General features: G+C 59.3%; 24 protein-coding genes and 1 tRNA gene. 7 read left to right on the forward strand and 18 right to left on the reverse strand.

Going from position 1 to position 26,098, the window contains the following annotated elements; genetic code table 11:
• Positions 1–36: 36 nt before the first annotated feature.
• Positions 37–1,632 carry a L,D-transpeptidase family protein gene (locus ACR0J1_RS02880; RefSeq protein WP_480729557.1) on the reverse strand — a complete coding sequence of 532 codons (1,596 nt, stop codon included), beginning with the start codon at positions 1,630–1,632 and terminating at the stop codon, positions 37–39.
• 347 nt (positions 1,633–1,979) lie between these two features.
• Here ACR0J1_RS02880 and mepK point away from each other — a divergent pair, with 347 nt between their 5' ends.
• Complete coding sequence (gene mepK / locus ACR0J1_RS02885) at positions 1,980–2,549, forward strand: peptidoglycan L,D-endopeptidase MepK (protein WP_480729555.1); 570 nt, start codon at positions 1,980–1,982, stop codon at positions 2,547–2,549.
• A 97-nt stretch (positions 2,550–2,646) separates the two neighbouring features.
• On the opposite strand, the gene ACR0J1_RS02890 is transcribed toward mepK, so the two are convergent.
• From ACR0J1_RS02890 to iscR, 10 genes are all read right to left on the reverse strand, one after another.
• A tRNA-Arg gene (locus ACR0J1_RS02890) sits at positions 2,647–2,723 on the reverse strand.
• Between the two features lie 57 nt (positions 2,724–2,780).
• Positions 2,781–4,001, reverse strand: coding sequence for a cysteine desulfurase (locus ACR0J1_RS02895; protein WP_480729553.1), 1,221 nt, complete (start codon positions 3,999–4,001; stop codon positions 2,781–2,783).
• 13 nt (positions 4,002–4,014) lie between these two features.
• Complete coding sequence (locus tag ACR0J1_RS02900) at positions 4,015–4,581, reverse strand: Yip1 family protein (protein WP_480729552.1); 567 nt, start codon at positions 4,579–4,581, stop codon at positions 4,015–4,017.
• Positions 4,578–5,063: a YIP1 family protein gene (locus ACR0J1_RS02905; RefSeq protein WP_480729550.1), complete on the reverse strand. Its 486-nt coding sequence runs from the start codon at positions 5,061–5,063 to the stop codon at positions 4,578–4,580. The genes ACR0J1_RS02900 and ACR0J1_RS02905 overlap by 4 nt, the downstream gene beginning before the upstream one ends.
• The gene (gene sufD, locus ACR0J1_RS02910; protein ID WP_480729548.1) at positions 5,063–6,343 is read right to left on the reverse strand and encodes a Fe-S cluster assembly protein SufD; all 1,281 of its coding nucleotides are present in this window, start codon (positions 6,341–6,343) and stop codon (positions 5,063–5,065) included. The genes ACR0J1_RS02905 and sufD overlap by 1 nt, the downstream gene beginning before the upstream one ends.
• Positions 6,343–7,098, reverse strand: a complete 756-nt coding sequence (sufC, locus tag ACR0J1_RS02915) for a Fe-S cluster assembly ATPase SufC (RefSeq protein WP_480529222.1) — start codon at positions 7,096–7,098, stop codon at positions 6,343–6,345. The genes sufD and sufC overlap by 1 nt, the downstream gene beginning before the upstream one ends.
• Positions 7,099–7,147: 49 nt before the next feature.
• The gene (locus tag ACR0J1_RS02920) at positions 7,148–7,351 is read right to left on the reverse strand and encodes a hypothetical protein (protein ID WP_480729546.1); all 204 of its coding nucleotides are present in this window, start codon (positions 7,349–7,351) and stop codon (positions 7,148–7,150) included.
• Positions 7,351–8,871 carry a Fe-S cluster assembly protein SufB gene (sufB, locus tag ACR0J1_RS02925; protein ID WP_480729545.1) on the reverse strand — a complete coding sequence of 507 codons (1,521 nt, stop codon included), beginning with the start codon at positions 8,869–8,871 and terminating at the stop codon, positions 7,351–7,353. Before sufB ends, ACR0J1_RS02920 begins: the two co-directional genes overlap by 1 nt.
• An 18-nt stretch (positions 8,872–8,889) precedes the next feature.
• Positions 8,890–9,969, reverse strand: coding sequence for a cysteine desulfurase family protein (locus ACR0J1_RS02930; protein ID WP_480729543.1), 1,080 nt, complete (start codon positions 9,967–9,969; stop codon positions 8,890–8,892).
• A gap of 54 nt (positions 9,970–10,023) precedes the next feature.
• The gene (gene iscR / locus ACR0J1_RS02935; protein WP_480729541.1) at positions 10,024–10,482 is read right to left on the reverse strand and encodes a Fe-S cluster assembly transcriptional regulator IscR; all 459 of its coding nucleotides are present in this window, start codon (positions 10,480–10,482) and stop codon (positions 10,024–10,026) included.
• 179 nt (positions 10,483–10,661) lie between these two features.
• Between iscR and ACR0J1_RS02940 the strand changes: the two genes are divergently transcribed.
• The 5 genes from ACR0J1_RS02940 (at position 10,662) to ACR0J1_RS02960 (ending at position 14,910) form a co-directional block, all read left to right on the forward strand.
• Positions 10,662–11,315, forward strand: a complete 654-nt coding sequence (locus ACR0J1_RS02940) for an alpha/beta hydrolase (RefSeq protein WP_480729540.1) — start codon at positions 10,662–10,664, stop codon at positions 11,313–11,315.
• On the forward strand, positions 11,315–11,560 hold the full coding sequence (locus ACR0J1_RS02945) for a hypothetical protein (protein ID WP_480529229.1): 246 nt from the start codon (positions 11,315–11,317) through the stop codon (positions 11,558–11,560). Before ACR0J1_RS02940 ends, ACR0J1_RS02945 begins: the two co-directional genes overlap by 1 nt.
• 364 nt (positions 11,561–11,924) lie before the next feature.
• Complete coding sequence (locus ACR0J1_RS02950; protein WP_480729538.1) at positions 11,925–12,260, forward strand: SMR family transporter; 336 nt, start codon at positions 11,925–11,927, stop codon at positions 12,258–12,260.
• Positions 12,261–12,327: 67 nt separating this feature from the next.
• Positions 12,328–14,145 (forward strand): translational GTPase TypA, encoded by a 1,818-nt coding sequence (typA, locus tag ACR0J1_RS02955; RefSeq protein WP_480729536.1) that lies wholly within the window; start codon positions 12,328–12,330, stop codon positions 14,143–14,145.
• A 279-nt stretch (positions 14,146–14,424) separates the two neighbouring features.
• Positions 14,425–14,910: a hypothetical protein gene (locus ACR0J1_RS02960; protein ID WP_480734474.1), complete on the forward strand. Its 486-nt coding sequence runs from the start codon at positions 14,425–14,427 to the stop codon at positions 14,908–14,910.
• Positions 14,911–15,006: 96 nt separating this feature from the next.
• Here ACR0J1_RS02960 and ACR0J1_RS02965 read toward each other — a convergent pair whose 3' ends face one another.
• From ACR0J1_RS02965 to recA, 4 genes are all read right to left on the reverse strand, one after another.
• Positions 15,007–15,624, reverse strand: coding sequence for a transglutaminase-like cysteine peptidase (locus tag ACR0J1_RS02965; RefSeq protein ID WP_480729533.1), 618 nt, complete (start codon positions 15,622–15,624; stop codon positions 15,007–15,009).
• A 356-nt stretch (positions 15,625–15,980) separates the two neighbouring features.
• Positions 15,981–16,268: a DUF1330 domain-containing protein gene (locus tag ACR0J1_RS02970; protein ID WP_480729531.1), complete on the reverse strand. Its 288-nt coding sequence runs from the start codon at positions 16,266–16,268 to the stop codon at positions 15,981–15,983.
• Position 16,269: 1 nt separating this feature from the next.
• Positions 16,270–18,942, reverse strand: coding sequence for an alanine--tRNA ligase (gene alaS, locus ACR0J1_RS02975; protein WP_480729530.1), 2,673 nt, complete (start codon positions 18,940–18,942; stop codon positions 16,270–16,272).
• A 178-nt stretch (positions 18,943–19,120) separates the two neighbouring features.
• Positions 19,121–20,188 (reverse strand): recombinase RecA, encoded by a 1,068-nt coding sequence (recA, locus tag ACR0J1_RS02980; protein ID WP_480729528.1) that lies wholly within the window; start codon positions 20,186–20,188, stop codon positions 19,121–19,123.
• Positions 20,189–20,378: 190 nt separating this feature from the next.
• Here recA and ACR0J1_RS02985 point away from each other — a divergent pair, with 190 nt between their 5' ends.
• Positions 20,379–20,972 carry a gamma-glutamyl kinase gene (locus ACR0J1_RS02985; RefSeq protein WP_480729527.1) on the forward strand — a complete coding sequence of 198 codons (594 nt, stop codon included), beginning with the start codon at positions 20,379–20,381 and terminating at the stop codon, positions 20,970–20,972.
• A gap of 5 nt (positions 20,973–20,977) precedes the next feature.
• Here ACR0J1_RS02985 and ACR0J1_RS02990 read toward each other — a convergent pair whose 3' ends face one another.
• From ACR0J1_RS02990 to guaB, 3 genes are all read right to left on the reverse strand, one after another.
• Positions 20,978–23,263 (reverse strand): ATP-binding protein, encoded by a 2,286-nt coding sequence (locus ACR0J1_RS02990; RefSeq protein ID WP_480729526.1) that lies wholly within the window; start codon positions 23,261–23,263, stop codon positions 20,978–20,980.
• Positions 23,264–23,368: 105 nt separating this feature from the next.
• Positions 23,369–24,532: an RsmB/NOP family class I SAM-dependent RNA methyltransferase gene (locus ACR0J1_RS02995; protein ID WP_480729525.1), complete on the reverse strand. Its 1,164-nt coding sequence runs from the start codon at positions 24,530–24,532 to the stop codon at positions 23,369–23,371.
• Positions 24,533–24,554: 22 nt separating this feature from the next.
• Positions 24,555–26,003, reverse strand: coding sequence for an IMP dehydrogenase (gene guaB, locus ACR0J1_RS03000; RefSeq protein WP_480729524.1), 1,449 nt, complete (start codon positions 26,001–26,003; stop codon positions 24,555–24,557).
• Positions 26,004–26,098 lie beyond the last annotated feature (95 nt).

Raw genomic sequence — 26,098 nt, forward strand, 5'->3', positions numbered from 1 at the left:
GTCGGGCTTCCTTGGTGGCAGGACTTGCCCCCGTGATTACCCCTGAACGTCCGGCAGGACCACCCCTGCCTTTTGCAACGCCTCCCAAATCTTGGCGTCACGGTTATAGACGTCGCGGCGGTACTGAACCTCGCCCTTCGGGCCAATATAGGCGGTGCGATAGATCAGATGCACCGGCACCTTCTTGTCCAGCTTCACGGTGGTCTCTTTGCCGGTGTTCAGCACGCGATGGAAAAACGCCTTTGGGTCTTCTTCCTGCTTGGCCAGCAGCGCATAGGCGAATTCGAACGGTTGCGCCAAGCGGATACAGCCGTGTGAGAACGCCCGAACCTCACGTGCGAACAGAGATTTCTGAGGTGTATCATGTAGATAGATGTTGTACTTATTCGGGAACATGAACTTCACCAAGCCCAGAGCGTTGCTCTGACTCGGCGGTTGGCGCATCGAAAATGGGAAGTTCCGCGCGGTGAACTGACTGAAATCCACGGCGCCGCGATTCACCTGACGTCCGCTGCGGTCGGTGATCTGGATATGACCAACCGCGTTCGGGTTGGACTGCAGCTGCGGCAGATATTCCTTGGTGATGATCGAGCGTGGAACATACCAGCTGGGATTGATCACCATATGCTCCATCTCGTCCGAGAATTCGGGGCTGCGGCGGTCATGTGTGTTCTTGCCGATCACGGCGCGCGTCTCAAAAGTGACCAGCCCGTCATCGACGATCTTGGCCGAGAAATCAGCCTGATTCACCAGAATGTGCCGCTCTCCCCGTTCTTCGGGCAGCCAGCGTTCGCGCTCAAGCGCAACAAGAACCGCCTTGAGGCGATGCGAGGCGGATCGATTGACCTCGGTAATCGTGCCTTTGCCTGCAACACCGTCGGGCTCCAGCCCATGAGCTGTCTGAAACGCTTGCACCGCTGCGATCAGCGCATCGTCATAGGTCGGGCTAGCGGTGGGTTTGAGATATCCCATAGCCACCAGCCGATTCCGCAGCTTGATGACAGTCGGGCCGGCGTCGCCACGTTCAAGTTTGGCCACCGGAACGGTCACGCCCCAGCCACCCTGAGCAATCAGGTCCTCCAGCACACGTTTTTGCTTCATCAATGCACGGTACTGGGATGTTTGCGGCATCAAGGCCTGGAAATAGCCCGCGCCCTCCGACGCCGTAAGACGCTCCAGATGTTCGCTGGCCGAGCGCCGCTCGACTTTCCGGACCAACCCGTCGTCAATCTGCGATGGTGTGACGGTGCCCGCCTGCAGATCACGGGCGTATTTGATGAAGACGCGGCTCATCTGGGCTTCGACCATACCCAGATCACGGGTTGTACGGGCCTCTTGCATCTGCGTCAGCAGCGCCTGCACGTCATACCGCGCGGCGGGCAAGCCGTGCAGGTCGGTTGTCGACAGCGCCCTGATCAACGCCGCGCGCCGGGCTTCATGCTCAGGAGACTCACCTACCCAAACCGGATCGAAGCCGCTGTCGCGGTAGAACTCCGCCAGCGCAGGGGTCGAGGCCGTCGTCTCGGCGACTGCCATCTGAAAAGCGGTGCCAGTCGTGTCCGCCTGAGCAAAAGAGGATGACGTCGCCAGAAGGGCAATCAGCAGAACGCGGGACCGGGAAACAAACGACATGATATGACCTTGGTTATTCAATAACTTGACGCGCACCGCTCGAACGCGTCTGTCGATAATGTTTGGCCACCTCGCAGTTGTCCATTCACAAATACATCACCAAAGCGCATCTTTCTGTCCGTGGTGCGTGTTTGCATCGGCGGCGGCCTAACTGCAGCAAATGCAAGCATACTTGCATCAGTTGCGCAAAAAACTGCCGAAAATTCCCCCTTGATATGGCTGCGACCAAAGAATTCTTGGCTGTTGATTCCGACTGTGCCATAAAACCCGCATCTGGGATGGGAAAAAATTAATACCGCGCGCGTAACATCGTGCGCAGGCAGGAACAGTACGGGACGAGACAGAAAATGACCAAGAGCAGTGCATCGGGCATGACCCGGCGTGCCCTATTGGGCGCATTCGCAGCAACGGCAGTCGTTGCGGCACCTACCTATTCCAAAGCAGCAGGGTTTCTTCGCGGAGGCGGTGATATTCGCCGCATTCGCATGTATTCAGGCCGCACGGGCGAGCGTATCGACATGGTTTATTGGGTCGATGGCAAATACATCAAAGATGCCGTCAAAGAAGTGAACTACTTCATGCGCGATTGGCGCAATGATCAGGTCAAAACCATGGACCTGCGCACCATCGACATCATGGCCGCCTCGCACAACATGCTGGATGTCAGCGAACCTTATATGCTGCTTTCGGGCTATCGCTCGCCCAAAACCAACGCGATGCTACGGTCCAGATCGCGCGGCGTCGCGAAGAATTCCCTGCATATGAAGGGTCAGGCTGCCGATCTGCGTCTGTCATCTCGCTCGGTCTCGCAGATGGCCAAGGCTGCCATGTCCTGTCGCGCTGGTGGTGTCGGGCAGTATTACCGGTCGAACTTCGTTCACATGGATTGCGGAGACATCCGCACCTGGCGCGGCTAAGTAATACCCTTTTCGTTCTGTTGAGTTTTTTGACCCCCTCAGGCCTCTGACGGGGGTTTTGTTTTGTCTCGATTGGATGTGTTCAGGTATGGGGAGATGGCGCACCTGAGAGGATTCGAACCTCTGGCCTCTGCCTTCGGAGGGCAGCGCTCTATCCAGCTGAGCTACAGGTGCGTTGGCTGTTAGCTACCCTCGTTCCGATCCAGGTGCAACTGCAAATCTGTGCACCGATCAGGCAAACAGATCATGCGCCAGTTCCAGCGCGTCAATCAGTGTGTCTACCTCATCCGTGGTGTTATAAAGCCCAAAGCTGGCGCGACAGGTGGCGGTGACGCCAAGATGGTCCATCAGCGGCCCGGCGCAATGGTGGCCGGCGCGCACGGCGACGCCCTTCTTGTCCAGAATGGTCGAGACGTCGTGCGCGTGCCCCGCCCCATCCAGCGTAAAGCTGAAGATCGCGGCCTTGTCAGCAGTTGTGCCCTGCACCTGCAGCCAGTTCAGCCCGGTCAGGCGCTGCATGGCATAGTCGCGCAGCCCGGCCTCATGCGCGGCGATGCACTCCATGCCCAGATCCATCATATAGTCCAGCGCAACGCCCATCCCGATGGTCTGGACGATTCCGGGGGTTCCGGCCTCGAACTTCATCGGCGGATCGTTATAGATCACCTCATCCTTCGAGACTTCTTTGATCATGTCGCCGCCGCCGATGAACGGGCGCATCTCGGCCATACGGTCGGATTTGATGTAGATCGCGCCCGACCCAGAAGGGCCATAAAGCTTGTGCCCCGTGATCGCGTAGAAATCACAGCCGATATCCGGCACATCGACGGGCATATGGACCGCACCTTGGCTGCCATCGACCAGCACCGGCACGCCTTTGGCGTGGGCCCCTTGCGTAATCGCCTTTACATCGACCACGGTGCCCAGCACGTTAGAGCAATGGGTGACCGCAACCAGCTTGGTCTTGGGACCGATCGCATCAATCACCGCCTGCGGGTCCAAATGGCCCGACGCGTCCACATCAACCCATTTCAGCACTACGCCCTGTCGTTCGCGCAGAAAATGCCAGGGTACGATATTGGCGTGATGCTCCATGACGCTCAGAACGATCTCGTCCCCGGCCTGCAGACATGGCATGGCCCAGCCATAGGCGACTAGATTGATCCCTTCGGTCGTGCCCGAATTCAGAACAATCTCATCCTCATCCGCGACGCCGAGAAACCGCGCAACAGTGCCACGGACGGATTCGTACTTTTCGGTCGCAAGGTTTGAAAGGTAATGCAAGCCTCTGTGAACATTTGAATATTCATGCGCATAGGCCTGCGTAATCGCATCAATGACCACCTGCGGCTTCTGTGCCGAGGCGCCATTGTCCAGATAGGTCAGCGGCTTACCGTTCACCTCTCGCGACAGTATCGGAAAGTCAGCGCGGATTTTCTGCACGTCATACATGGACAGAGATTCCCTATACAGGCCCGCTGGGGGTCAACCAAAGAACAAAGGGGATGGCCAGAACACCCGAGATGAGCATCACCAGAAACGACTTGCCGAGCGAGGCGAACCGGTGCGCCTCGTTCAGGAAATGCAGGGTGATATAGAGACTCAGGCCCAGCATCACGAGGCTGGCAGGCAGGAATAGGAACGGCGCGACTGACACGGCCAATAGCACGATCGCCTGCCCCGCGATCTGTAGAATTTGCAGCCAGACCACCAACGTCATGATCCCAAAAAGCGAAGCAGTTCCACCCAGCATCCGCCCGACAAACAGAAAGGTAACGACGCTGATCAGGATGGCACCGACCGAGACGAATAAGGTCCGAGATACCGGTTCGACCACTTGCTGGATGTCGGATGAAACCAGCGGCAAAACAAAGCCCGAGGCAGACTGCACGAGCGCATTCAGGATTACTGCCAGGAAAAAGGCCAGCCACAGCACATCCCCACCCAGCCGCATCGCCAGCAGACGACGCGCGGCCTCGGCCGGGTTTGACAGGGTCAGAACGACCATATTCATCAAGGTGGCAGAGCTCATTCAGACGCCCTTTGCGTTTGCCTCAGTCCCGAGAACCAGAACCAGACGAAAACCGCAACCCATAATAGCCCGACCAGCGTCTGCGCCCCCCCCGGGCCGATGAATCCGGCGACCAGACCGTTCAGTAACACCAGCGGGGCGGATGCCAGAAGCGCCCAGAACAACGCCAGCCGCGCGCCATAGCTTGTACCCCTGCCGCCAAACGCCCGCGCGGCGAGATGCGAGATCCAGGCCAGACCGTAAAACAGCAACGGCAGGATGAAGACCGAGCCCAGCAAGGCACCGCCCATCAGCATGTTCAGCTCGGACCCGTCCAGATGGGCTTGTCGTGCAAGGCTGGGCAGTTGCGCGATAAAGCCGATCACGCAGAACGCCATGACAAATGCCAAGGCGCGATCTTCGCGCGGCCCCATGTCCATCAGGCGGCGCACAACGCGCCCCGGTCCGCGATACGTGGCCACGATATCCGTTGTGACAGGCATCAGCGGCGGCGTGCCAGCCAATCTTGCAGACGGGACACGATGACCTCGGCCAGCGCCTCATCCTCGATTTCCTGCACCGCTTCGGCAAGGAAGGCGAGCGTCAGCATATCTGTCGCTTCACGGGTCGGAACCCCACGCGAGCGCAGGTAGAAAAGCGCCGTGTCGTCAATCGCACCCGAGGTCGAGCCATGCGAACAGGCCACATCATCGGCGTAGATTTCCAGTTCAGGCTTGGCCAGAAACTGGCTGTCCTCATCCAGCAGAAGCGACTGGCTGATCTGGTAACCATCTGTTTTCTGGGCACCTTCCTTGACAAGGATTTTGCCCTGAAACACACCGGTCGCGCCGTTACGCAGCACCTTCTTGAACACCTGACGGCTTTCGCAATTCACCGCGTCATGGGTGACAAAAACCGTATCGTCATGGTGGAATTCCCCATCACCAACACAGGCCCCAGCCACATGCGCCACCGCATCGTCGCCGGTCAGTTCAACCACCTGTTCATTGCGGGTCAAAACGCCATTCACAGTCAGGGTGAAGGATTTGTAAACCGACTCCTGCCCCATGCGAGTGAACATATGCGTGGCGGCTCGGCGCTGGTGATCGCGCCCCTGCGCGCGGATGTGATGCAGTGTACCGCCATCAGCGATATCGATCTCCATGCACTTGTTAAAGCGCGAAGCGGCGGGGCCATTTTCAAGGATCGTCACCTCGGCACCACTTTCCACCCGAACGATGTGGTGCAGGGTCGCGTCCGAGGTCTCGGACGCGTGGCGATAGATCAGGCTGATTGGCTTCGACGGCCTGCCCGTGACATGAATCGCCACCCCATCCGAGGCGAAAGCCGTATTCAACGCCGCCAGCGGACGCTGCACCGGGACCTGACCGCGGGCTTCAAGGACGCCATATAACTCTTTGGCCCAATGAATATCTTTGCAGCAGATATCTTCCAGCCGGTCGATCGAGACCCCTTCCATCGTCAGATCATCCGACTCCTCGGGGCTGAAAACCCCGTCGATGAACACGATCTTCAGACGATCAAATTCATGGAACATCATCGGTTCATCGGATTCGAACAAAGCCGCCGCCGGGGCCTCGGCAGAAATCAGTGTGTCCGGACGGGTGTATTTCCAATATTCGTCGCGACGACCGGGCAGACCCATCTCGCACACGCGGGCCAAAGCGGCCTCGCGCGCCTTACGGGTGCAACCGGCGTCAGGCATCGTCAGGGCGGCCAGCCGCTCCTCGGTCGCGGTTTGTTTTGCTTGGGGCAACGCCATCAGTTCACCTCGGCCAGAATGTCGGCATAGCCGTTATGTTCCACTTCCAGCGCCAGCTCGGGTCCGCCGGATTTGACGATCCGACCGTCCGCCATGATGTGAACCACGTCCGGTTTGATGTGGTCCAGCAGACGCTGATAGTGGGTGATCACCAGAAACCCGCGCCCCTCATCACGCAGAGCGTTCACACCTTCGGCCACCAGCTTCATCGCATCCACATCAAGACCCGAGTCAGTCTCGTCGAGGATGCACATCTTAGGCTCAAGCATTGCCATCTGCAGGATTTCATTGCGTTTTTTCTCGCCGCCCGAGAAGCCAACATTGACCGGACGCTTCAACATATCGGCGTCGATCTTCAAAGCCTTGGCTTTGGCGCGCACCTCTTTCAGGAAATCGGTGGCCGACAGCTCCTCTTGCCCGCGCGCCTTGCGCTGCGCGTTCACGGCGGTGCGCAGGAAGGTCATGTTGCCCACGCCGGGGATTTCCACCGGATACTGGAACGCAAGAAACACACCTGCGGCGGCGCGCTCTTCCGGCTCCATCTCTAGCAGGTCCTCACCATCCAGCGTGGCCGACCCGTCGGTCACCTCATAGCCATCACGCCCCGAAAGCACATAGCTGAGCGTCGACTTGCCCGAGCCATTCGGCCCCATGATCGCGTGCACCTTGCCGGCATCCACGGTCAGATCGACACCTTTGAGGATCTGCTTGTCTTCTTCCTCAAGCTTCACGTGCAGGTTCTTGATTTCCAGCATTTCTTTGTCCTTTTGCGTATCGCAACGGGCTCGTCGCCCCAGATAACCTTTATCCCAGCGCCATGCGGATCAGGCGTGCTGCAATCCAACCCAGGATTGCCCCACCACCTATTGCCCAGACTGGGTTGATGAATTCGAAATAGTTGATGTTGACATAAGCCACGCCGAGCAAACCACCCAGAACCGGCAGAGCGTACCCAAGCCAGGTCAGCACATCATCCTTGTGGATGCGGTTCCGGGGCCTGCGCGCCATCAACCGACCGAGCCCTCAAGCGAGATCGCCACAAGCTGCTGCGCTTCCATGGCGAACTCCATAGGCAGCGCCTGCAGCACATCCTTGCAGAACCCGTTGACCACCAGCGCTACGGCCTCTTCCTCATCCATGCCACGCTGGCGACAATAGAACAGCTGATCGTCGTCGACCTTGGAGGTTGTCGCCTCGTGTTCAACGCGGGATGAGTTATTCTTGACCTCGATATATGGCACCGTATGCGCACCGCATTTATCGCCAATCAGCAGGCTGTCGCACTGGGTATAATTCCGGCTGTCCTTCGCCTTGGGGTGCATCGATACCAGCCCCCGATATGTATTCTGCGCTTTGCCCGCGCTGATCCCCTTCGAGACGATCCGCGACTTGGTGTTCTTGCCCAGATGCACCATCTTCGTGCCGGTGTCGGCCTGCTGATAGTTGTTGGCGATCGCGATCGAGTAGAACTCGCCTTGGCTGTCATCTCCGCGCAGGATGCAGGACGGGTACTTCCACGTCACAGCCGAGCCGGTCTCGACCTGAGTCCACATCACCTTGGCTCGGTCTCCGCGGCAATCGGCGCGTTTGGTTACGAAATTATAGATGCCACCCTTGCCGTTCTCATCCCCGGGGAACCAGTTCTGAACGGTCGAGTATTTTACCTCGGCGTCTTCCTCGATGATGATCTCGACCACGGCGGCATGCAACTGCGCCGTATCTCGCTGAGGTGCGGTGCAGCCTTCGAGGTACGAGACATAAGATCCCTTGTCGGCAATGATCAGGGTGCGTTCGAACTGACCGGTGTTTTCCGCATTGATGCGGAAATAGGTGCTCAGTTCCATCGGGCAGCGGACGCCCGGCGGGACATAAACAAAGGACCCGTCCGAGAAGACCGCCGAGTTCAGCGTCGCATAGAAATTGTCCGACGGTGGTACCACGGTGCCCAGATACTTCTTCACCAACTCCGGGTGCTCTTTGATCGCCTCGGAGATCGAACAGAAGATCACGCCTGCCTTCTTTAGTTCTTCCTGAAAAGTGGTGCCAACCGAAACCGAGTCGAACACAGCGTCCACGGCAACCTTACGGCCCTCAGCGGGGGCGTCCTCGGCCCCCTCAACGCCTGCCAGAATCATCTGTTCTTTCAGAGGGATGCCCAGCTTTTCGTATGTCGCCAACAACTTGGGATCGACCTCATCCAGCGACTTGGGCTTTTCCTCCATCGATTTTGGACGGGCGTAATAGTACTGATCCTGAAAATCGATCTCGGGATAGCTGACCATCGCCCATTTGGGCTCTTCCATCTGGGTCCAGCGATCAAACGCGGCCAGACGCCATTCGGTCATCCATTCGGGTTCGTCATTCTTGCTTGAGATCAGCCGGACGATATCCGGGTTCACGCCCTTGGGCGCATATTCCATCTCGATCTCGGTTTCCCAGCCGTATTTATAAGTGCCAACCTCGCGCACCGCATCCACGGTTTCCTGATCGACACCTTCTTTTACCTGGGTCTGGTCCAAAGCGGCCATGTGACACCCTCCGTCAGATCACGCTGCACGTGCGCGATGCTTTTTCTCTTTTTCCAGCCACGTCTCAGCGAAACGCAGCACGTCTTCTTCCGTCGTCTCAGGCCCCAGCGACACGCGTATTGCGCTTGCGGCGACCGCCTCGTCAAAACCCATCGCGGTCATAACCCGGCTTGTCTTTACCTTGCCGCTGGAACAGGCAGAACCCGCGCTGATGGCAAAGCCGGACAAGTCCATTTGCATGACCTGCGTTTCGCCCTTCCAGCCGGGCGTCGCAAAACAAGCGGTGTTCGGGAGTCGCTCCTGACCTTTTCCGACAAAAATAGTAGCTTTAGAGGCAGCCTCAAGAGCGTTTTCTAGAATATTTCTAAGTTTGGTGACTTTTTCCCATACACCGTCAGCCAGATCACGCGCGGCCGCTTCCGCTGCGGCCCCGAACCCTGCGATCCCTACGATGTTTTCGGTACCGGACCGGCGCCCCATCTCTTGCCCGCCGCCGCTGGCCAAAGGCGTGATATCGACCCCTTGCCGGAGGATCAGTGCGCCAACGCCTTTCGGCCCGCCAATCTTGTGTGCTGACAGGATCGCCATGTCTGCACCGCTCCAAGCGAACGAGAACGGGATGCGCCCGACGGCCTGCGTGATGTCCAGCAACAGCCAATCTGCGCGGCGCGCGCCATAGGGCCATTGACCATCCACCTTCTGGGGAGGTCGGGTGACAATCCCGGTTTCCGAATTCGCCAGCCCCATCGCCAATGTATGGCCAGGGCCAAAGGGACGCGTGTCACAGTTGGACTGGTCTAAATATGACCAGAGCGCATCGTGGGCCGTGGGCTCGACAAACACGTCGCAGCCATCCGGGCGGTTTTGCAAAACCCGGGCAGCCTCGGTCGCGCCTGAGGTAAAGGTGACCTCCTGCGGGCGGCAGCCGACGGCTTCGGCCACTTGCGCCCTTGCGCGTTCGACCACGGCTTTGGCTGCACGTCCTTCAGCGTGGACCGAGGACGGGTTTCCAGCCACGTCCATCGCCGCCATCATTGCGGCGCGCGCCTCGGGCCGCAAAGGAGCTGTCGCGTTGTGATCCATATAAACACGCTTCATGGATGCATCTTTTTCCATATTGGAATCGTCTGAATGGCCAGCGCTTTCATCCGATTAATCGTCCACGACCGCAAACAGATTCGGCACCGCCGGACACGGGGCCAGATCATTTGTGATCACGTCGGACAGGCGCGTTTGATGCAGGAACACGTAGACATTCGCGCTGAGGCCTTCCCACAGCCGGTTGGTCAGAGATTGCGCACGGCTGCCGGACGAGCCACCGGATGCCCCTGCCCCCTTGTGCATCGCATCGACGGTTTCATCCACCGCGGCCAGCACTTCGACCACGCGGATATCGGACGCGGGGCGCGCCAGACGGTACCCACCACCCGGGCCGCGCACCGAACTGACCAGCTCGGCCCGTCGCAGTTTGACAAACAGCTGTTCGAGATAGGGCAGCGAGATATCCTGACGCTCGGAAATCTCGCCCAGCGTCACCAGCTTGTCGGTGGACTGCAGCGCGATATCCGCCAGCGCAACCATCGCGTAACGGCCCTTGGTCGACAGTTTCATATCATTCCCTCTCGGCAAGAACCGCGCGAAAACATTGACGTCGCTGCGGCCAGTGCGTATCTCCCACTGACAGCGTTTTTCGCGCCATAAATGCAATTAGAACCGTTCTAAAGTACCCGACGATTACCGTCAAGATAGTCCCGGGCCCGACACGGTAAAAAAACAGGACCAAAGCACACATGCCCGAGGTGATTTTTCCCGGACCCGAAGGCCGCCTGGAAGGCCGCTACCACCCGCAAAAGGAAAAAGACGCACCGATCGCCATCGTCCTGCACCCGCATCCACAGTTCGGCGGGACCATGAACAACAAGGTGGTCTATAATCTGCACTATGCCTTCTACAACATGGGCTTTACCGTGTTGCGCTTTAACTTTCGCGGCGTCGGCCGCAGCCAGGGCGAATACGATCAGGGCATTGGTGAACTGAGCGATGCGGCCTCGGCGCTGGATTACCTGCAGTCGATGAACAACAATTCCAAGCATTGCTGGGTCGCGGGCTTTTCGTTTGGCGCGTGGATCGGGATGCAGCTGCTGATGCGCCGCCCCGAGATCACCGGCTTCATCAGCGTATCACCGCCTGCGAATATGTACGATTTCTCGTTCCTGGCCCCCTGCCCGTCCTCCGGCCTGATCATCAACGGCTCGGCTGACCGGGTCGCGCCGCCTGCCGATACTGCCTCGCTGGTGGGTAAGCTGCACGAGCAGAAGGGGATCACCATCACCCATAACGAGGTTGATGGTGCGGATCACTTCTTTCAGGATCGCCACATGGATACGCTGATGGGCGACGTCACCGATTACGTCAAACGCCGCCTGACCGAGACCACACGCTGATGTCCGACACCATCACGACCCTTGCGGCCCGACTGGCCGAGGACACGATGAAGGTCATGGACGAAACCGGCGATGACCGTTTCTTTGTGGAGGTCGGCGAAGTGCTGGGTGCAGCCTCGCAATCGCTGGAAGAAGCCTTTTTGACCGAAATTCGTGTCCGGCTGGCCGAACGCAAGGCGCGCCAGTTCGTGGTCAAAAGGCTGTCAGAGCATCGGTCCAAGCTGAAGGCGATTGAAAAGCACTAAAAAAAGGAGCTCGAGAGCTCCTTTTAATAATCGTTCGGTGGGCGCTTAAACTGGAACCCCTATTGCACCTTCAACATTTTGGGCTGCATCAATGTCGACGGACCCCCCGTCTGCAAGCCACCCGAGCGCCACGATCAGTACCGAAACGATAATGACGGATTTAGCGAAAGTCGTCATTTTATCAAACTCATTAAAAACACACTAAAAACAACTATCAATTTAACACGTCATGGCCGCCTCGCGATAGTCGGGTTTACCTGACCTTCCGAAATCCCTTGCCCAAAGCTCATCCGGCGTGAATTCTCTTGCCCGAACTCTGGCATTTATGCTCAATCAACCTGCGATTTGCCCGAAAGTACCCCTCGTGCCCAAGACCTATCTGATCCTCTTGCTGGCGGTGGTGGCTGAAACCATCGGAACAACTGCGCTGCAAGCCAGCCAGCAGTTCACGCGCCTGTGGCCTTCCGTTTTGGTCGTACTTGGATACGGGTGCGCCTTCTATCTGATGGCGCTGACGCTGAAGGTCATGCCCGTGGGCATTGTCTACGCCATCTGGTCAGGCTTGGGCATTTTCCTGATCGCCCTGATCGGCTTTCTGGTGTTTGGCCAGCGTCTGGACTGGCCCGCGATACTGGGACTGACGCTGATACTGGCGGGAATCCTCATCATTCACCTGTTTTCCGAGACCGCGGGCCACTAGGGGCTGGCATATTTTGTCGCGCCGCGTTATGCGCCGGGCCAACTTCCTGTTCAAAGGCTGACCTCTCATGGACCTGCGCAACATCGCAATCATCGCTCACGTGGACCACGGCAAGACGACTCTGGTCGACGAGCTGCTCAAACAATCCGGGGCGTTCCGGGAAAATCAGGCCGTGGCCGAGCGCGCCATGGACAGCAACGACCTGGAGCGGGAGCGTGGCATCACCATCCTTGCCAAGGCCACCAGCGTTGAATGGAAAGGGACCCGGATCAATATCGTCGACACCCCCGGCCACGCAGATTTCGGAGGCGAGGTTGAACGGATTCTCAGCATGGTTGACGGCGTGGTCCTGCTGGTCGATGCAGCCGAAGGCCCGATGCCGCAGACCAAGTTCGTGACCTCGAAGGCGCTGGCACTGGGCCTGCGCCCCATTGTGGTGCTGAATAAAGTCGACAAACCCGACGCCGAGCCTGACCGCGCGCTGGACGAATGTTTCGACCTGTTCGCCAACCTGGGTGCCGATGATGACCAGTTGGATTTCCCGGCCATGTACGCCTCGGGCCGCTCGGGCTGGGCGGATATGGAACTGGACGGGCCCCGTCAGGACCTGACCGCCCTGTTCGACCTGATTGTCGACCACGTCCCCGCGCCCAAACAAGCAGAGCGCAAGGCCGAGCCGTTCCGGATGCTGGCCACCACGCTGGGCAGCGATCCGTTCATCGGGCGTATCCTGACCGGCCGCGTCGAAAGCGGCACGCTGAAAGCGGGCGACAGCCTCAAGGCGCTCAGCCGCGATGGCAGCCTTATCGAAAACTTTCGTGCGTCCAAGATCCTCGCCTTCCGCGGCCTCAGCCAGCAGCCCATCGATGTGGCCGAGGCGGGCGACATTGTCACCATCGCTGGCATGAGCAAGGCCACAGTGGCAGATTCACTGGTTGCCCCGCAGGTTGATGAAGCCCTGCCCGCGCAGCCCATCGACCCGCCGACCATCACGGTCACCTTTGGCATCAACGACTCGCCGCTGGCGGGCCGTGACGGCAAAAAGGTCCAATCCCGCGTGATCCGCGACCGCCTGATGAAAGAGGCCGAATCGAACGTCGCCATCCGCATCAGCGATACACCGGGTGGCGAAGCCTTCGAGGTCGCAGGTCGGGGCGAACTGCAGATGGGCGTTTTGATCGAGAACATGCGCCGCGAGGGGTTCGAGCTCAGCATCTCACGCCCGCAGGTTCTGTTCCGCGAGGAAGACGGCCAGCGTATGGAGCCCATCGAAGAAGTCACCATCGACGTGGATGATGAATTCTCGGGCGCGGTGATCGAAAAGGTCACCGGCGCGCGCAAGGGCGAGTTGGTCGAGATGCGCCCCGCAGGCGTGGGCAAGACCCGGATCATCGCCCATGTCCCCTCGCGCGGGTTGATCGGCTATCACGGAGAGTTCCTGACCGACACCCGCGGCACCGGCGTGCTGAACCGCGTGTTCCACGGCTGGGCGGCCCACAAGGGCGCGATCCCGGGGCGGCGCGCGGGTGTGTTGATCTCGATGGAAAAAGGTCAGGCCGTCGCTTATGCGCTTTGGAACCTGGAAGAACGCGGCCGCATGTTCGTGGGCCCGCAGACGGATGTCTATCAGGGCATGGTGATCGGTGAGCATTCGCGCGACAATGATCTTGAGGTGAACCCGCTCAAGGGTAAGAAACTGACAAACGTACGCGCCAGCGGGTCCGATGACGCGGTCCGCCTGACGCCGCATGTGCAGTTCTCGCTGGAAGAGGCGATCGCCTATATCGACGATGATGAGCTGGTCGAGGTGACACCGAACGTGATCCGCCTGCGCAAACGCTATCTCGACCCGCATGAGCGTAAACGGATGTCCAAATCGGCGTGATCGCGATGTAAACTGGTTCACAGATTGGAAACAATCGCGCAATCGTGGCATTTTTGCGTCAATGCAAGGTTAAGCTGAAAGAAGAAGGCCTGTCACAACGTCGGGCCTTCTTTCTGTTTTTTAAACGAAATCGCCTATAGGTAGAGTCAATTTCCGCCCGATCACCAAGTTCTCGGTTGAAAATACGGCGGGATGCGGATGTATTTGTGTTCAAAGTATGGCGTCAATTTTGTATACGACGGCATAGTTAATGAGTTCCAAGGAGTGGATGCGATGCGCATGAGATCTCAACTGTTATCTATTGTATTTGTTTCGGCAACGATGCCATTCGTCTCAGTCGGGGCGGCTCAGGCCTCCGAAATGTGCACGGTCAAAACGGCCAAACAATCCGTATCGTCCAAGGCGCTGTGTGCCTGCGATGTCGTGAGTTCGCGGATGGTACGTTACATTCAGCGGCGGGCGGATTTTGAAGCGATCCTCGAGCAGACATTGCTGGACTGCCCGGCATTCGCAGCCATCCTGACCGACCTTCCCACCGCCTCCATCGGCTTTGCCGAACAAAGATCAGGCGATGGTCCGGACGATGAGACGGCCGGTTCGAACGAGCCGCCAGATTCAGATACGCCTTCGGACCCCGATCCGAGCGACCCGGAGCCCAAAGATCCGGATCCCGATCCGAAAGGCCCACCGGCCGATGATGATGATGATGATGATGATCCGAAGAAGGATCCACCGGCCACCACAACAACACCACCGAAGAAGTGACTTGGCTGAGATAGCCCTCGAGCGACTGACTAAAAAAGGAAAGGGATGGGAGTACCACCCCATCCCATTCATGAATTGCACTAAGTCGCAGGCCCTCTAACTCCGTCCGTATACACCAACCCAGTTTCGTGGCTGCTTAGGATCCTGCATTCGCAGAAAAAGGTAACGCGTTGCGGTCCACGGCTTGATCCGGTTCGTCAAATTATCAAGAACCAGGTCGCCCTGGCTTGACCGGTACACCAAAACCGCATGAGCATTCCGGCGCGTGTCCAATACCGTGGCGATCAGCAGCTTGCGCGGATCAATCCCGGCCTTGATAAGGTCGCGCTTCTTCAGAAGGGCGAAATCCTCACAATCTCCGCCCAGCGACGTGGGCAGCGCCCAAAGCTCGCGGGTTTTGTACTGAGACTGATCTGTCACTTCCCGGGTCGATGCATTCACACGGCGGTTGATCTGTTTGACCAAGGTCAGTTCCTGGCTGCTGGACAGCGATGCCGATCCTTTTTGTGCGCAGGCCCACGAATACTGCCTGCACAACTGCCGCGCACCGGTCGGTGGGGGCGAGGCTGCTACGCCGTAGATAAACGCGCCATCCTTGGCCTCGGCCACGGTGCCAACCAATAGCGCGCCGCCGATCAGGGCAACGGCACCGCAAAGATTGCGGAGCTTTGCCGCATGTCGTCTGAAGGCATTTCCAGTGGTGCCAACGGTCATCATGCCTGTCCCTCGAGTCCTGTTCGATCCCAGCGATTGGCGTGGTTCAGAACCCTATCTGCCCGGCTTGAAATATCCGTTAACGCGGGTCTGCACGCAATCTTTGGTCAAGCTGAGGGGGAAAAGCGGCGGAAATTCGTCACTTTTCATGACCATTTCCGCGCCAGATCATGGCGTCGATGCCACAATCCCGGCGGATCGGAGCGTCAAAACCTGTGCAATATCTGGTTTAATGCTTTGTTATTGCTTCAAAATATAACAAATTTGGAAAAAGCCCGACTGCCATGCTGGCAATCGGGCAAAAGCAATGCCCAAGAGCTGGTTGACCTGTGCGAGCTCTGACGACCCGGCGATTCTCAGTCCATGATCTCGACCACAACCAGCTCGCGCTCGCTTGCACCCCGGGCGTGATCCAGCGCCTTCTGGTACTGCGCGGAGTGATAACAGTCGACAGCAGCTTCGACCGACGGGAACCGGGCCACCACATTGCGGGGGCGGTCTTTGCCCTCCAGCTGAACATAGCGGGCAGCACGGGCGATGAACTCGCCACCATGGGCTGCAATCGCCGGCCCCGCCAGTTCTGCATATTTTCCGTAGGCCTCGTCGTCGGTAACCGTGACATGCGCGATCCAGAGTGCAGGCATGTTATCCTCCCAAGACTTGTTCCGCGGCCTGAATGGCGGCATCGGCGTTTGATGCGTCCTTACCTCCACCCTGGGCCATGTCGGGGCGACCACCACCCCCCTTGCCGCCCAACTCGCCCACGGCAGCACGTACCAGATCGACCGCCGAGACCCTACCAACAAGGTCCTGCGTCACACCTGCGGCGACAGCGGCCTTGCCACCCGTATCCGCGATCAGCAGTACTGCGCCTGAACCCAGCCGACCTTTGTGTTCGTCGATCAGGGTCGGCAAGTCTTTGCCCGACACGCCGGTCAGCACCTGCGCGAGAAAGGCAACGCCGTTGACATCCTTGGCCTCGGCACCACCGCCCTGCCCTGCGCCACCGGCCATCGCCAGATCGCGGCGCAACTGCGCAACCTCGTTCTGCAGTGCCTTGCGTTCATCCAACAGCGACCGAACGCGCGCCACGACATCATCCGGCTGCGCCTTCAACTCCAGAGCGATTGCGCCCAAACGGTGATCCTGCGCGGACAGGTAGCTGAACGCTTCGTCCCCGGTCAGCGCTTCGATCCGCCTCACGCCCGCGCTGCTGGCACTGTCACCCAGCACGACGAAGGTGCCAATATCACCGGTCTGACGCACATGGGTACCGCCGCACAGCTCAATCGACCACGTCTCGCCATCCTGACCTTTGCCGGTGGGTGCCCTCCCCATGGATACCACGCGCACCTCGTCCCCGTATTTCTCGCCGAACAGTGCCTGAGCACCCAACGCACGCGCGTCGTCGGGCGTCATGATGCGGGTCTCGACGGACGAGTTCTGACGGATGAACTCATTCACCTCACGCTCGACTGTCCGAATCTCGTCCGGGGTGAGGGCCTTGGAATGGCTGAAGTCAAACCGCAGACGGTCTGCCGCATTGAGAGATCCGCGCTGTGCCACGTGATCGCCCAGCGTTTCGCGCAGCGCTTCGTGCAGCAGGTGGGTGGCCGAGTGGTTTGCCCGGATCGCCGTGCGGCGGGCGTGATCAACCTCAAGCTCGACCGCGTCGCCTTTCGAGATCGTGCCGTGATCGACAGTAACTTTATGGGCATAGACCTTGCCGTCGGCGAACTTCCGGGTGTCTTCGACACGGGCGACATCGTCGCGCTCGTCCAGACGACGGATTTCTCCGGTGTCACCGATCTGACCACCGGCCTCGCCATAGAACGGGGTCTGATTGGCAACAACCCAGCCGCTGCCACCCTGCTCGATCCGGTCGACCAAGGCTCCATCAACCACCAATGCAGCTACCTGACCCTCGGCCTTTTCGGTGTCATAACCCAGGAAATCGGTCGCGCCAGCGGTATCCAGAACATCGAACCAGACAACCTGATCCGCCGCCTCGCCCGAACCGGCCCAGGCGGCACGGGCCTTGGCCTTTTGTTCGGCCATGGCCGCGTCGAACCCGTCGGTGTCCACGGTCCGCCCCTTTTCACGCAGCGCATCCTGCGTAAGGTCCAGCGGGAAGCCGTAAGTGTCATACAGCTTGAACGCCGCAGCGCCGGACAAGGGATCGCCGTCGGCCAAACCCGCAACTTCGTCGTCCAGCAGTTTCAGGCCGCGATCCAGCGTCTGCTTGAACCGGGTTTCTTCCAGCAGCAGAGTCTCTTCGATCAGCGGTTGCGCCTGCCCCAGTTCGGAATACTGCGCGCCCATCAACTGCACGAGGGTCGGAACAAGCTGATGCATGACCGGGTCCTTTGCGCCCAGCAGATGCGCGTGCCGCATGGCGCGGCGCATAATCCGACGCAGCACATAACCGCGTCCGTCATTGCTGGGCATCACCCCATCGGCAATCAGGAACGAGGTCGACCGCAGGTGATCCGCAATCACGCGATGATGCACGTTCTTGTCACCATAGGGATCGACATTTGTCGCAGTCGCTGACGCCTCGATCAGTGTCTTGAACAGATCGGTGTCATAGTTGTCATGACTGCCCTGCAGCAGCGCGCCGATCCGTTCCAGCCCCATGCCGGTGTCAATCGACTGCATATCGAGTTCGACCATCGTGCCGTCTTCGAACTGCTCGTTCTGCATGAAAACGATGTTCCAGATTTCGATAAACCGGTCACCGTCTTCCTCGGCCGATCCCGGTGGGCCACCCCAGATGTGATCGCCATGGTCGTAGAAGATTTCGGTGCAAGGACCGCAGGGGCCGGTCGGACCCATCTGCCAGAAATTGTCATTGGTGGCGATGCGGATAATGCGATCTTCCGGAACGCCAACCTTCTTCCAGATTTCAAACGCTTCGTCGTCGGTATGGTAGACGGTCGTCAGCAAGCGGTTCTTGTCGATGCCGAATTCCTTGGTGATCAACTCCCACGCAAAAGGAATGGCGTCGGGTTTGAAGTAATCCCCGAACGAGAAATTCCCCAGCATTTCAAAGAAAGTATGATGGCGTGCGGTATAGCCGACATTGTCCAGATCGTTGTGCTTGCCGCCCGCGCGCACACATTTCTGCGCAGTTGTGGCGCGGCGGTAATCGCGCGTCTCAACGCCGGTAAACAGGTTTTTGAACTGCACCATGCCCGAGTTCACGAACATCAGCGTCGGGTCGTTGCGCGGCACCAGTGGACTGGATGCAACCACCTCGTGCCCCTGCTTGGCGAAATAGTTCAGAAAGGTCGATCGGATATCGTTCAGCGTGGGCATGTGGGCTCTCTCGGCGCGCTATCATTCTGGTTCGCAATGGTTTAGCCGCGCACCTGCGGACTGTCCACAGGCGACGCACCCGAAACGAAGCAAGGCCGCCCTGTTGGACAGCCTTGTTCCGAGTATTCTCAGCACTATCGGGATGCCGGGGGATTTCTGCTGTTCCCGTCAGCGTCTCTCAGGCTTCAAGGATATCGTCATCCTCCGCCATGTTCGGCGGCATCTCGAAATCCAACCCGTGCGCGGCGCGAATCTTGTCCTCGATCTCCAACGCGGCGCGGGTGTTGTCGCGCAGATATTGCTTGGCGTTCTCACGCCCCTGCCCGATCCGTTCGTCGCCATAGCTGAACCACGAGCCCGATTTCTCGACCACCCCAGCTTTGACGCCCAGATCCAGCAGTTCACCCATTTTGCTGATGCCTTCGCCATACATGATGTCGAATTCCACCTGCTTGAACGGCGGCGCGACCTTGTTCTTCACAACCTTCACACGGGTCTGGTTGCCGACCACCTCGTCGCGGTCCTTGATCGCGCCGATGCGACGGATATCCAGGCGGACCGAGCTGTAGAATTTCAGCGCGTTACCGCCGGTTGTCGTCTCCGGGCTGCCGAACATCACACCGATCTTCATCCGGATCTGGTTGATGAAAATCACCATACAGTTCGAGCGGTTGATCGAACCGGTCAGCTTCCGCATCGCCTGGCTCATCAGCCGGGCCTGTACGCCCACGCTGCTGTCGCCCATGTCGCCTTCCAGCTCTGATTTCGGCGTCAGGGCCGCCACCGAGTCGACCACGACCATGTTCACCGCACCCGACCGCACCAGCGTATCTGTAATCTCTAATGCCTGTTCGCCGGTGTCAGGCTGCGAGATCAGCAGTTCGTCCAGATCAACGCCCAGCTTGCGAGCATATTGCGGATCCAGCGCATGTTCCGCGTCAACGAACGCGCACACACCGCCGCGCTTTTGCTGTTCCGCAATGCAATGCAATGTCAGCGTGGTTTTACCCGAACTTTCAGGCCCGTAAATCTCAACGATACGCCCCATCGGCAATCCACCGATTCCCAGCGCAATATCCAAGCCCAGCGATCCGGTCGAACTGGCCTCGATATCCTGCTTGGAATCCTCGCCCAGCTTCATGATCGAGCCCTTGCCGAACTGCCGTTCAATCTGGGCCAAGGCGCTGTCGAGCGCCTTTTGCTTGTCTGCGTTTTTCTTGTCGCTCATTGTCAGAAGATCCGCCATTGTCCTGTCACTATCCCTTTTGTCACACCCTTTGACGGGCGGCAATCGCTGCTTTGTTCGCCTCTTGTTCCTTATGAGACCAAAAAGAGAACATTTCAACTAAAACTTATGAAACCCAATGTTCAGCAATTGTGTTAAAGAGTCGTTTACGACAATCTGCGACACGAAAAGCGTTGAAGAGAAAAGGGAAATGCTGGTTTTTTACAAAGAACGCCTCGCGCTTTTGTCCGTTCCCAAGACCGGTAGCACCGCCTATCAAACCGCGTTGCGCGGCCGCGCCGATATAGTCATCGCGGGTCCGACCGACCTGAAACACGCGAACCTGCGCCGGTATGATCGGTTCTTTCAAACCATGTTCCGCAAGGTGTTCGACGCCGAGATGGAGGTGATGGCCATCGTCCGCGAGCCCGTTGACTGGCTAGGCAGCTGGTACCGGTATCGCACGCGACCGGAGCGCGCGGACCACCCCCACTCTACACAGGGTCTGAGTTTTGACGAGTTCCTTACCGGCTATCTAGAGCAACCGCGCCCAGCCTTTGCCGAAGTGGGCTGCCAAAGCGATTTCCTGCAGCCGCGTCGCAACGGGACGACCGTGACCCATCTGTTCAAGTACGAAAACCAAGACACGATACTGGATTTCCTACAAAACCGGTTGAACCAGGAGATCGGCCTCGCGCGCGAGAACGTCTCTCCGATCCGTCCGATGGATCTTTCGGCGGACACAGAACGGCAGTTCCGCGCCGAATACTCGGCTGAATTCGCACTGCATCGATCAGCCCGGTGATCAGATTAGCCGAGTTGCTGGTAGACGGCCTCAGTAAGCTGCGTCAATGAAAACGGCTTGGGCAGGAAGGTCGCATGTTCAACCTCGGGGCCGGATTCGCCGAACGCGCCTTCGGTATAGCCCGACATGAACACGACCCTTACATCGGGGCGGGTCTGCATTGCCTGACGGACCCAGGTCGGGCCGTCCATTCCCGGCATCACAACATCCGTCACGAAGACATCGACCGACAGATTCGGGTCTTCTAACAGGTCCAAAGCCGCTTCAGCCGACTCAGCCTCAAGTACCGTGTAGCCTTTCAGCCTCAAAGCCCGGGTTGCAAATGCGCGTACGGGGGCTTCATCCTCGACCAGCAGCACGACGCCTTCGCCCTGATAGGGCCCCCGCACTTCCGGGGCCTCGGGCGTATCGGGCTCGGGTGTCTCAGCAGCGGGGCTGACGGGCAGAAGGACCGTGAATTCCGTGCCCCGGTCCGGAACGCTGTCGACAAAGATGAAGCCCCCGGTTTGCTTGACGATGCCATAGGCCGTCGACAGGCCCAGCCCGGTACCCTCACCGGTGCGCTTGGTGGTATAAAACGGCTCGAATACCTTTTGCAGCTTGTCCGCCGGTATTCCGACCCCGCTGTCTATGACCTTGACGGTCACATATTCCCCGGGCGGCACGGTCGCCCGGTCACGCGACAAGGGCTGATCCAGCGCCAAAACCTCGGTTTCGATGCGAATCTCGCCACCGTCGGGCATCGCATCACGGGCGTTGACGACCAAGTTCATCAACACCTGTTCCAGCTGCCGTTTATCAGCACGAACCGGTTTCAGCACCGGATCATGGCTGAGGGTCAGCCGCACCTTTTCCCCGACAAGCCGGCTCAGCAGGTGGATCAGGTCCGAGATCGTGTCACGCAGGTCCAGCACCTCGGGCCGCAGCGTCTGTTTGCGGGAGAACGCCAGCAGCTGGCTGACGAGCGCTGCGGCACGGTTGGCATTCTGGTTGATCTGTACCAGATCGCCGTAATTCGGGTCATTCTGATCGTGGCGTAGCAGCAGCAGGTCGCAATGCCCCGAAATCGCGGTGAGCAAATTGTTAAAGTCATGAGCCACCCCGCCGGCCAGCTGCCCCACGGCCTGCATCTTCTGCCCCTGCACAAACTGCGCCTCAAGCGTTTTGAGCTCGGTCGCGTCGCTCAGCACCGCAATCAGCGCGACCTGACCGTTTCGACATATCCGCGACAGAGTGACCTGAACGAAGATTTCTTTGTCCCTGCGGGTCAGGCGCAGGAATTCTGATCGTGGTGCCTGATCCTGCTCGGCGGCTCGGGCCAGCCAGTCGCGGATCGGATAGCCAAGCCCCTGCATCATGCCTTCGATGTTGGTCTGTCCGGGTTCGACGTCACCCACCAACTCGATGGCCAGGCGGTTGGCTTCAAGGACATCTCCGCCCGGTGAAAGCTGCATGATCGGTACCGGTAAGTCTGCAAAGGACGTCGCATCGCTGCCGGACCCGGGATCGCTGACTGGTGTGAAAAGAAGATCACGAACAGCCCCGTTTTGCCTCAGACGTGAGACGGCCAACTGCGCCTCGCCACCACTTGTCACAGCCCGCACAACGGGGGCATCCACACCGTCGGGAAACAGAGGTGCAAGACTTGTTGGTTCCGCGCCGAAAAGCATCGTTGCAGCCTGGTTCGCGTTCAGGACCACATTGTTACGCCCAAGCGTTACAACAGGTATATCCGCATCTTCCCAAGGGTGCCGTGCGTCTGTGTCGAAGCGCCAGAAATAGCGATCAGAGCCGACCGCACGCACTGAAATCTGCATCACCCGCCCGCGGGCCACGATCTTGTCCCCGCCTCGCCCCTGCGCGCGCGCGCGGGCCTGAAGCCGTAGCAGAATAGCCTGAGGATTTGCTAGTAAAGAGCGCAAGTTACGGTCCAACCGCTCTCCGACAGCTGCGCGAAACATCAGGTTTGCCCGCGTGTTGGCCAGCAGAATCTTCCCGTCCGGGTCTGCGATGACACAAGCGGCATTATCGGTTTCCAGAGCCGCCAAGATGAACGCGTCGCTGCGCGCTTCGATCCGTCCGACGACCCAGAGACGGGCGGCAACCAGAATGCCGACTGCAAGAAACGATACCCCGACAGCCGTGGCACCAGCGCCCCATCGTGGCGGAAGAACGCCCAAAGCTGCCAATAGGCACAAGACCACAGCCGCTGACACGACCAAAAGGAGCCGGCCACGCCCCGCCTCCCACCGGGCGGCGTGAAAGGGGGAAGCTTCGGAAAAACCGGACATAGGGAGCTCGTATCAAGTCAATTTTGGCCAATATCGACCACGATTGGTTAACCGCTGCTTAATAAAACAGATGGCCTCCAACTACCTAGGGTGGTGTATTGATACTTATGTTCGCGTCAAGTGTGCCGTGTAGAAACCATCAGCACCGTGGGAAACCAGCCACGTCTTGCGCAGCACGGATTGCCACTCGGGGCGGTCGTGAAGAAAACTGTCCACGACCTGATCGTTTTCTGCCTGCAGCATCGAGCAGGTCGCATAGGCGAGCATCCCATCCGGGGTGACCAAAGGCGCAACGCTGCGAAGGATGCTGGCCTGAAGCTGCGTCAACTCGTCCAGCCGCGCAGGAGTCAGCACCCATTTCCCGGCGGGCGCGCGCCGCCAGGATCCGCTGCCGGAACAGGGCGCATCCGTAAGCACAACATCGAACGGAGCGCATCCGGCAACATCATCGGGTGACAGGATCGTAATGTCGGCCCCTGCCCTGCGCGCGCGCTCGGGTAGGTCCTGCATGCGTTTCGGATTGGCGTCATGCGCAAAGATGTCTGCCTTCTTTGCCCGCGCAGCCAATGCCAAAGCCTTACCACCGCCACCTGCGCAATAGTCCAGTATCCGCATGCCGGGGTGCAGGTCCAGCTTGGCGATGACGGCTTGGCTTGCAGCGTCTTGCAGCTCGACAATCCCGCTTTTGTAGGCGGCGCTTTGCGCGATCTTGCGCGCGCCATTCGTGACTTCCAATGCGGTGTCGCAGGCCGGATGGGGGTGGGCCTGAATCCCATCCTCTGCAAGCAGTCTAATGGCGTCTGGCACATCCGACCGCAGCAGGTTGACGCGCAGGTGTACCGGCGCACGTGCTTGCAAAGCGGTCGCTGCGGCCTCCGCCTCGTCCCCTAACGACGTATGGAAAGCGGGCCAGAGCCATTCGGGGATATCGAGCCGCTCGGCATCTGTCCCGAACGCCCGGCCCTGCTCGGTTTTGGCCACAGGTGCGGGCGCGTGACGCGTCCCGCTGAACAGGTGCGCCGGATCGCCACCCTCTGCGCGAATTGCACCGATCATAAGGCCGCGCCCTGTATCCAAGCCGCCAAGCGCCGCAAACGAGCGCTTGCACCGCAGCGCGCCGAACACATGGTCGCGGATTGCCGCGCGATCCTTCGAGCCCGCAAACCGGCTGCGCCGCGCCCAGCCGGTCAGCGCCTTTTCAACGGGCGCTCCGGCCAGGATGTCATCGAGTATCTCGATTGCCGCCTGAACACGTGCTGCGGGGATCATCGCGACCTCCGATCTTGGCCGATCACATTATGCGATAGTTCGGGCTTTCGCGGGTAATCTGCACGTCATGCACATGGCTTTCTTTCAGCCCCGCGCCAGTGATCTTGACGAAATTGCAGTTCCTGCGCATCTCATCCACCGTGGCGCAGCCGGTATACCCCATCGCCGCGCGCAGACCGCCGACCAGTTGATGCACCACTGCACTGGCCGAGCCCTTATAGGGCACCTGACCCTCGATCCCTTCGGGCACCAGCTTATCGTTGGCTGCGTCCTTCTGGAAGTACCGATCCGCCGAGCCCCGCGCCATCGCGCCCAGACTGCCCATGCCGCGATAGGACTTGAACGAGCGGCCTTGGTACAAAATGACCTCGCCCGGGCTTTCATCCGTGCCCGCGATCATCGAGCCGACCATGGCACAGGACGCGCCGGCGGCGATCGCTTTGGCAAAATCACCCGAGAACTTTATGCCGCCATCCGCGATGACCGGCACGTCACCTGCCGCCGCCGCGCAATCCATGATTGCGGTCAGCTGAGGCACACCGACCCCCGCGACCATCCGCGTCGTACAGATCGAGCCCGGCCCGATGCCCACTTTGATGGCATCCGCACCCGCATCGATCAGCGCCTTGGTTGCGTCGGCAGTAGCCACGTTCCCTGCAATGATCTGAACCTCATTCGACAGCGTCTTGACCCGACGCACTGCATCCAGAACCCCCTGCGAGTGGCCGTGCGCGGTATCCACGACGATAATATCAACCTGAGAGTCCACCAGTTGCTCGGACCGCTCGAACCCGGCGTCCCCCACCGAAGTTGCCGCAGCAACACGCAAACGGCCCAGACGGTCCTTACAGGCTGTGGGGTTCAGCACGGCCTGTTCGGTGTCTTTCAAGGTCAGCAAGCCGGTCAGCTTGCCATCAGCATCGACAACCAGAAGTTTTTCGATCCGGCGGGCTCGCATCAGGCTTTTGGCCTCCTCCAGATCCGCTGGTTCCTGCAGCATCGCCAGATTGTCCGAGGTCATCATCGCGTGGATCGGCGTATCGTCCGAGGTGGCAAAGCGCATATCCCGATTGGTCACGATACCCACGACCCGGCCGCTTTCATCAACGACCGGGAAACCGGTAAAGTTGTACCGCTCGACCAGCGCCTGCGCATCGGCCAGCGTCTGATCCGCACGCAGGGTCACGGGGTTATAAACGATACCGGATTCGAAGCGCTTAACCCGGCGTACCTCGCGGGCTTGTTCCTCGACCGAGAGATTCTTGTGGACCACACCGATGCCCCCGGCCTGTGCCATCGCTATCGCCATGCGCGCCTCGGTCACCGTGTCCATCGCTGAACTCAGCAGAGGGATGTTCATGGTGATCTCGCGCGTCACGCGTGTGGTCGTATCCGCGGTCGCCGGCAGCACAGAAGATGCGCCCGGAACAAGAAGAACGTCGTCGAAGGTGAGTGCCTCACGAATCTGCATCTGATAACCCCATGCAAAAGCCCGTTTGACGGTGACCCTATTACATGGATTTCCCCCAAGGGAAAGCCCCGTTCCATAGTTGTTTTCCTGTTCAG

This window comes from Ruegeria sp. CJ3, assembly GCF_056536725.1.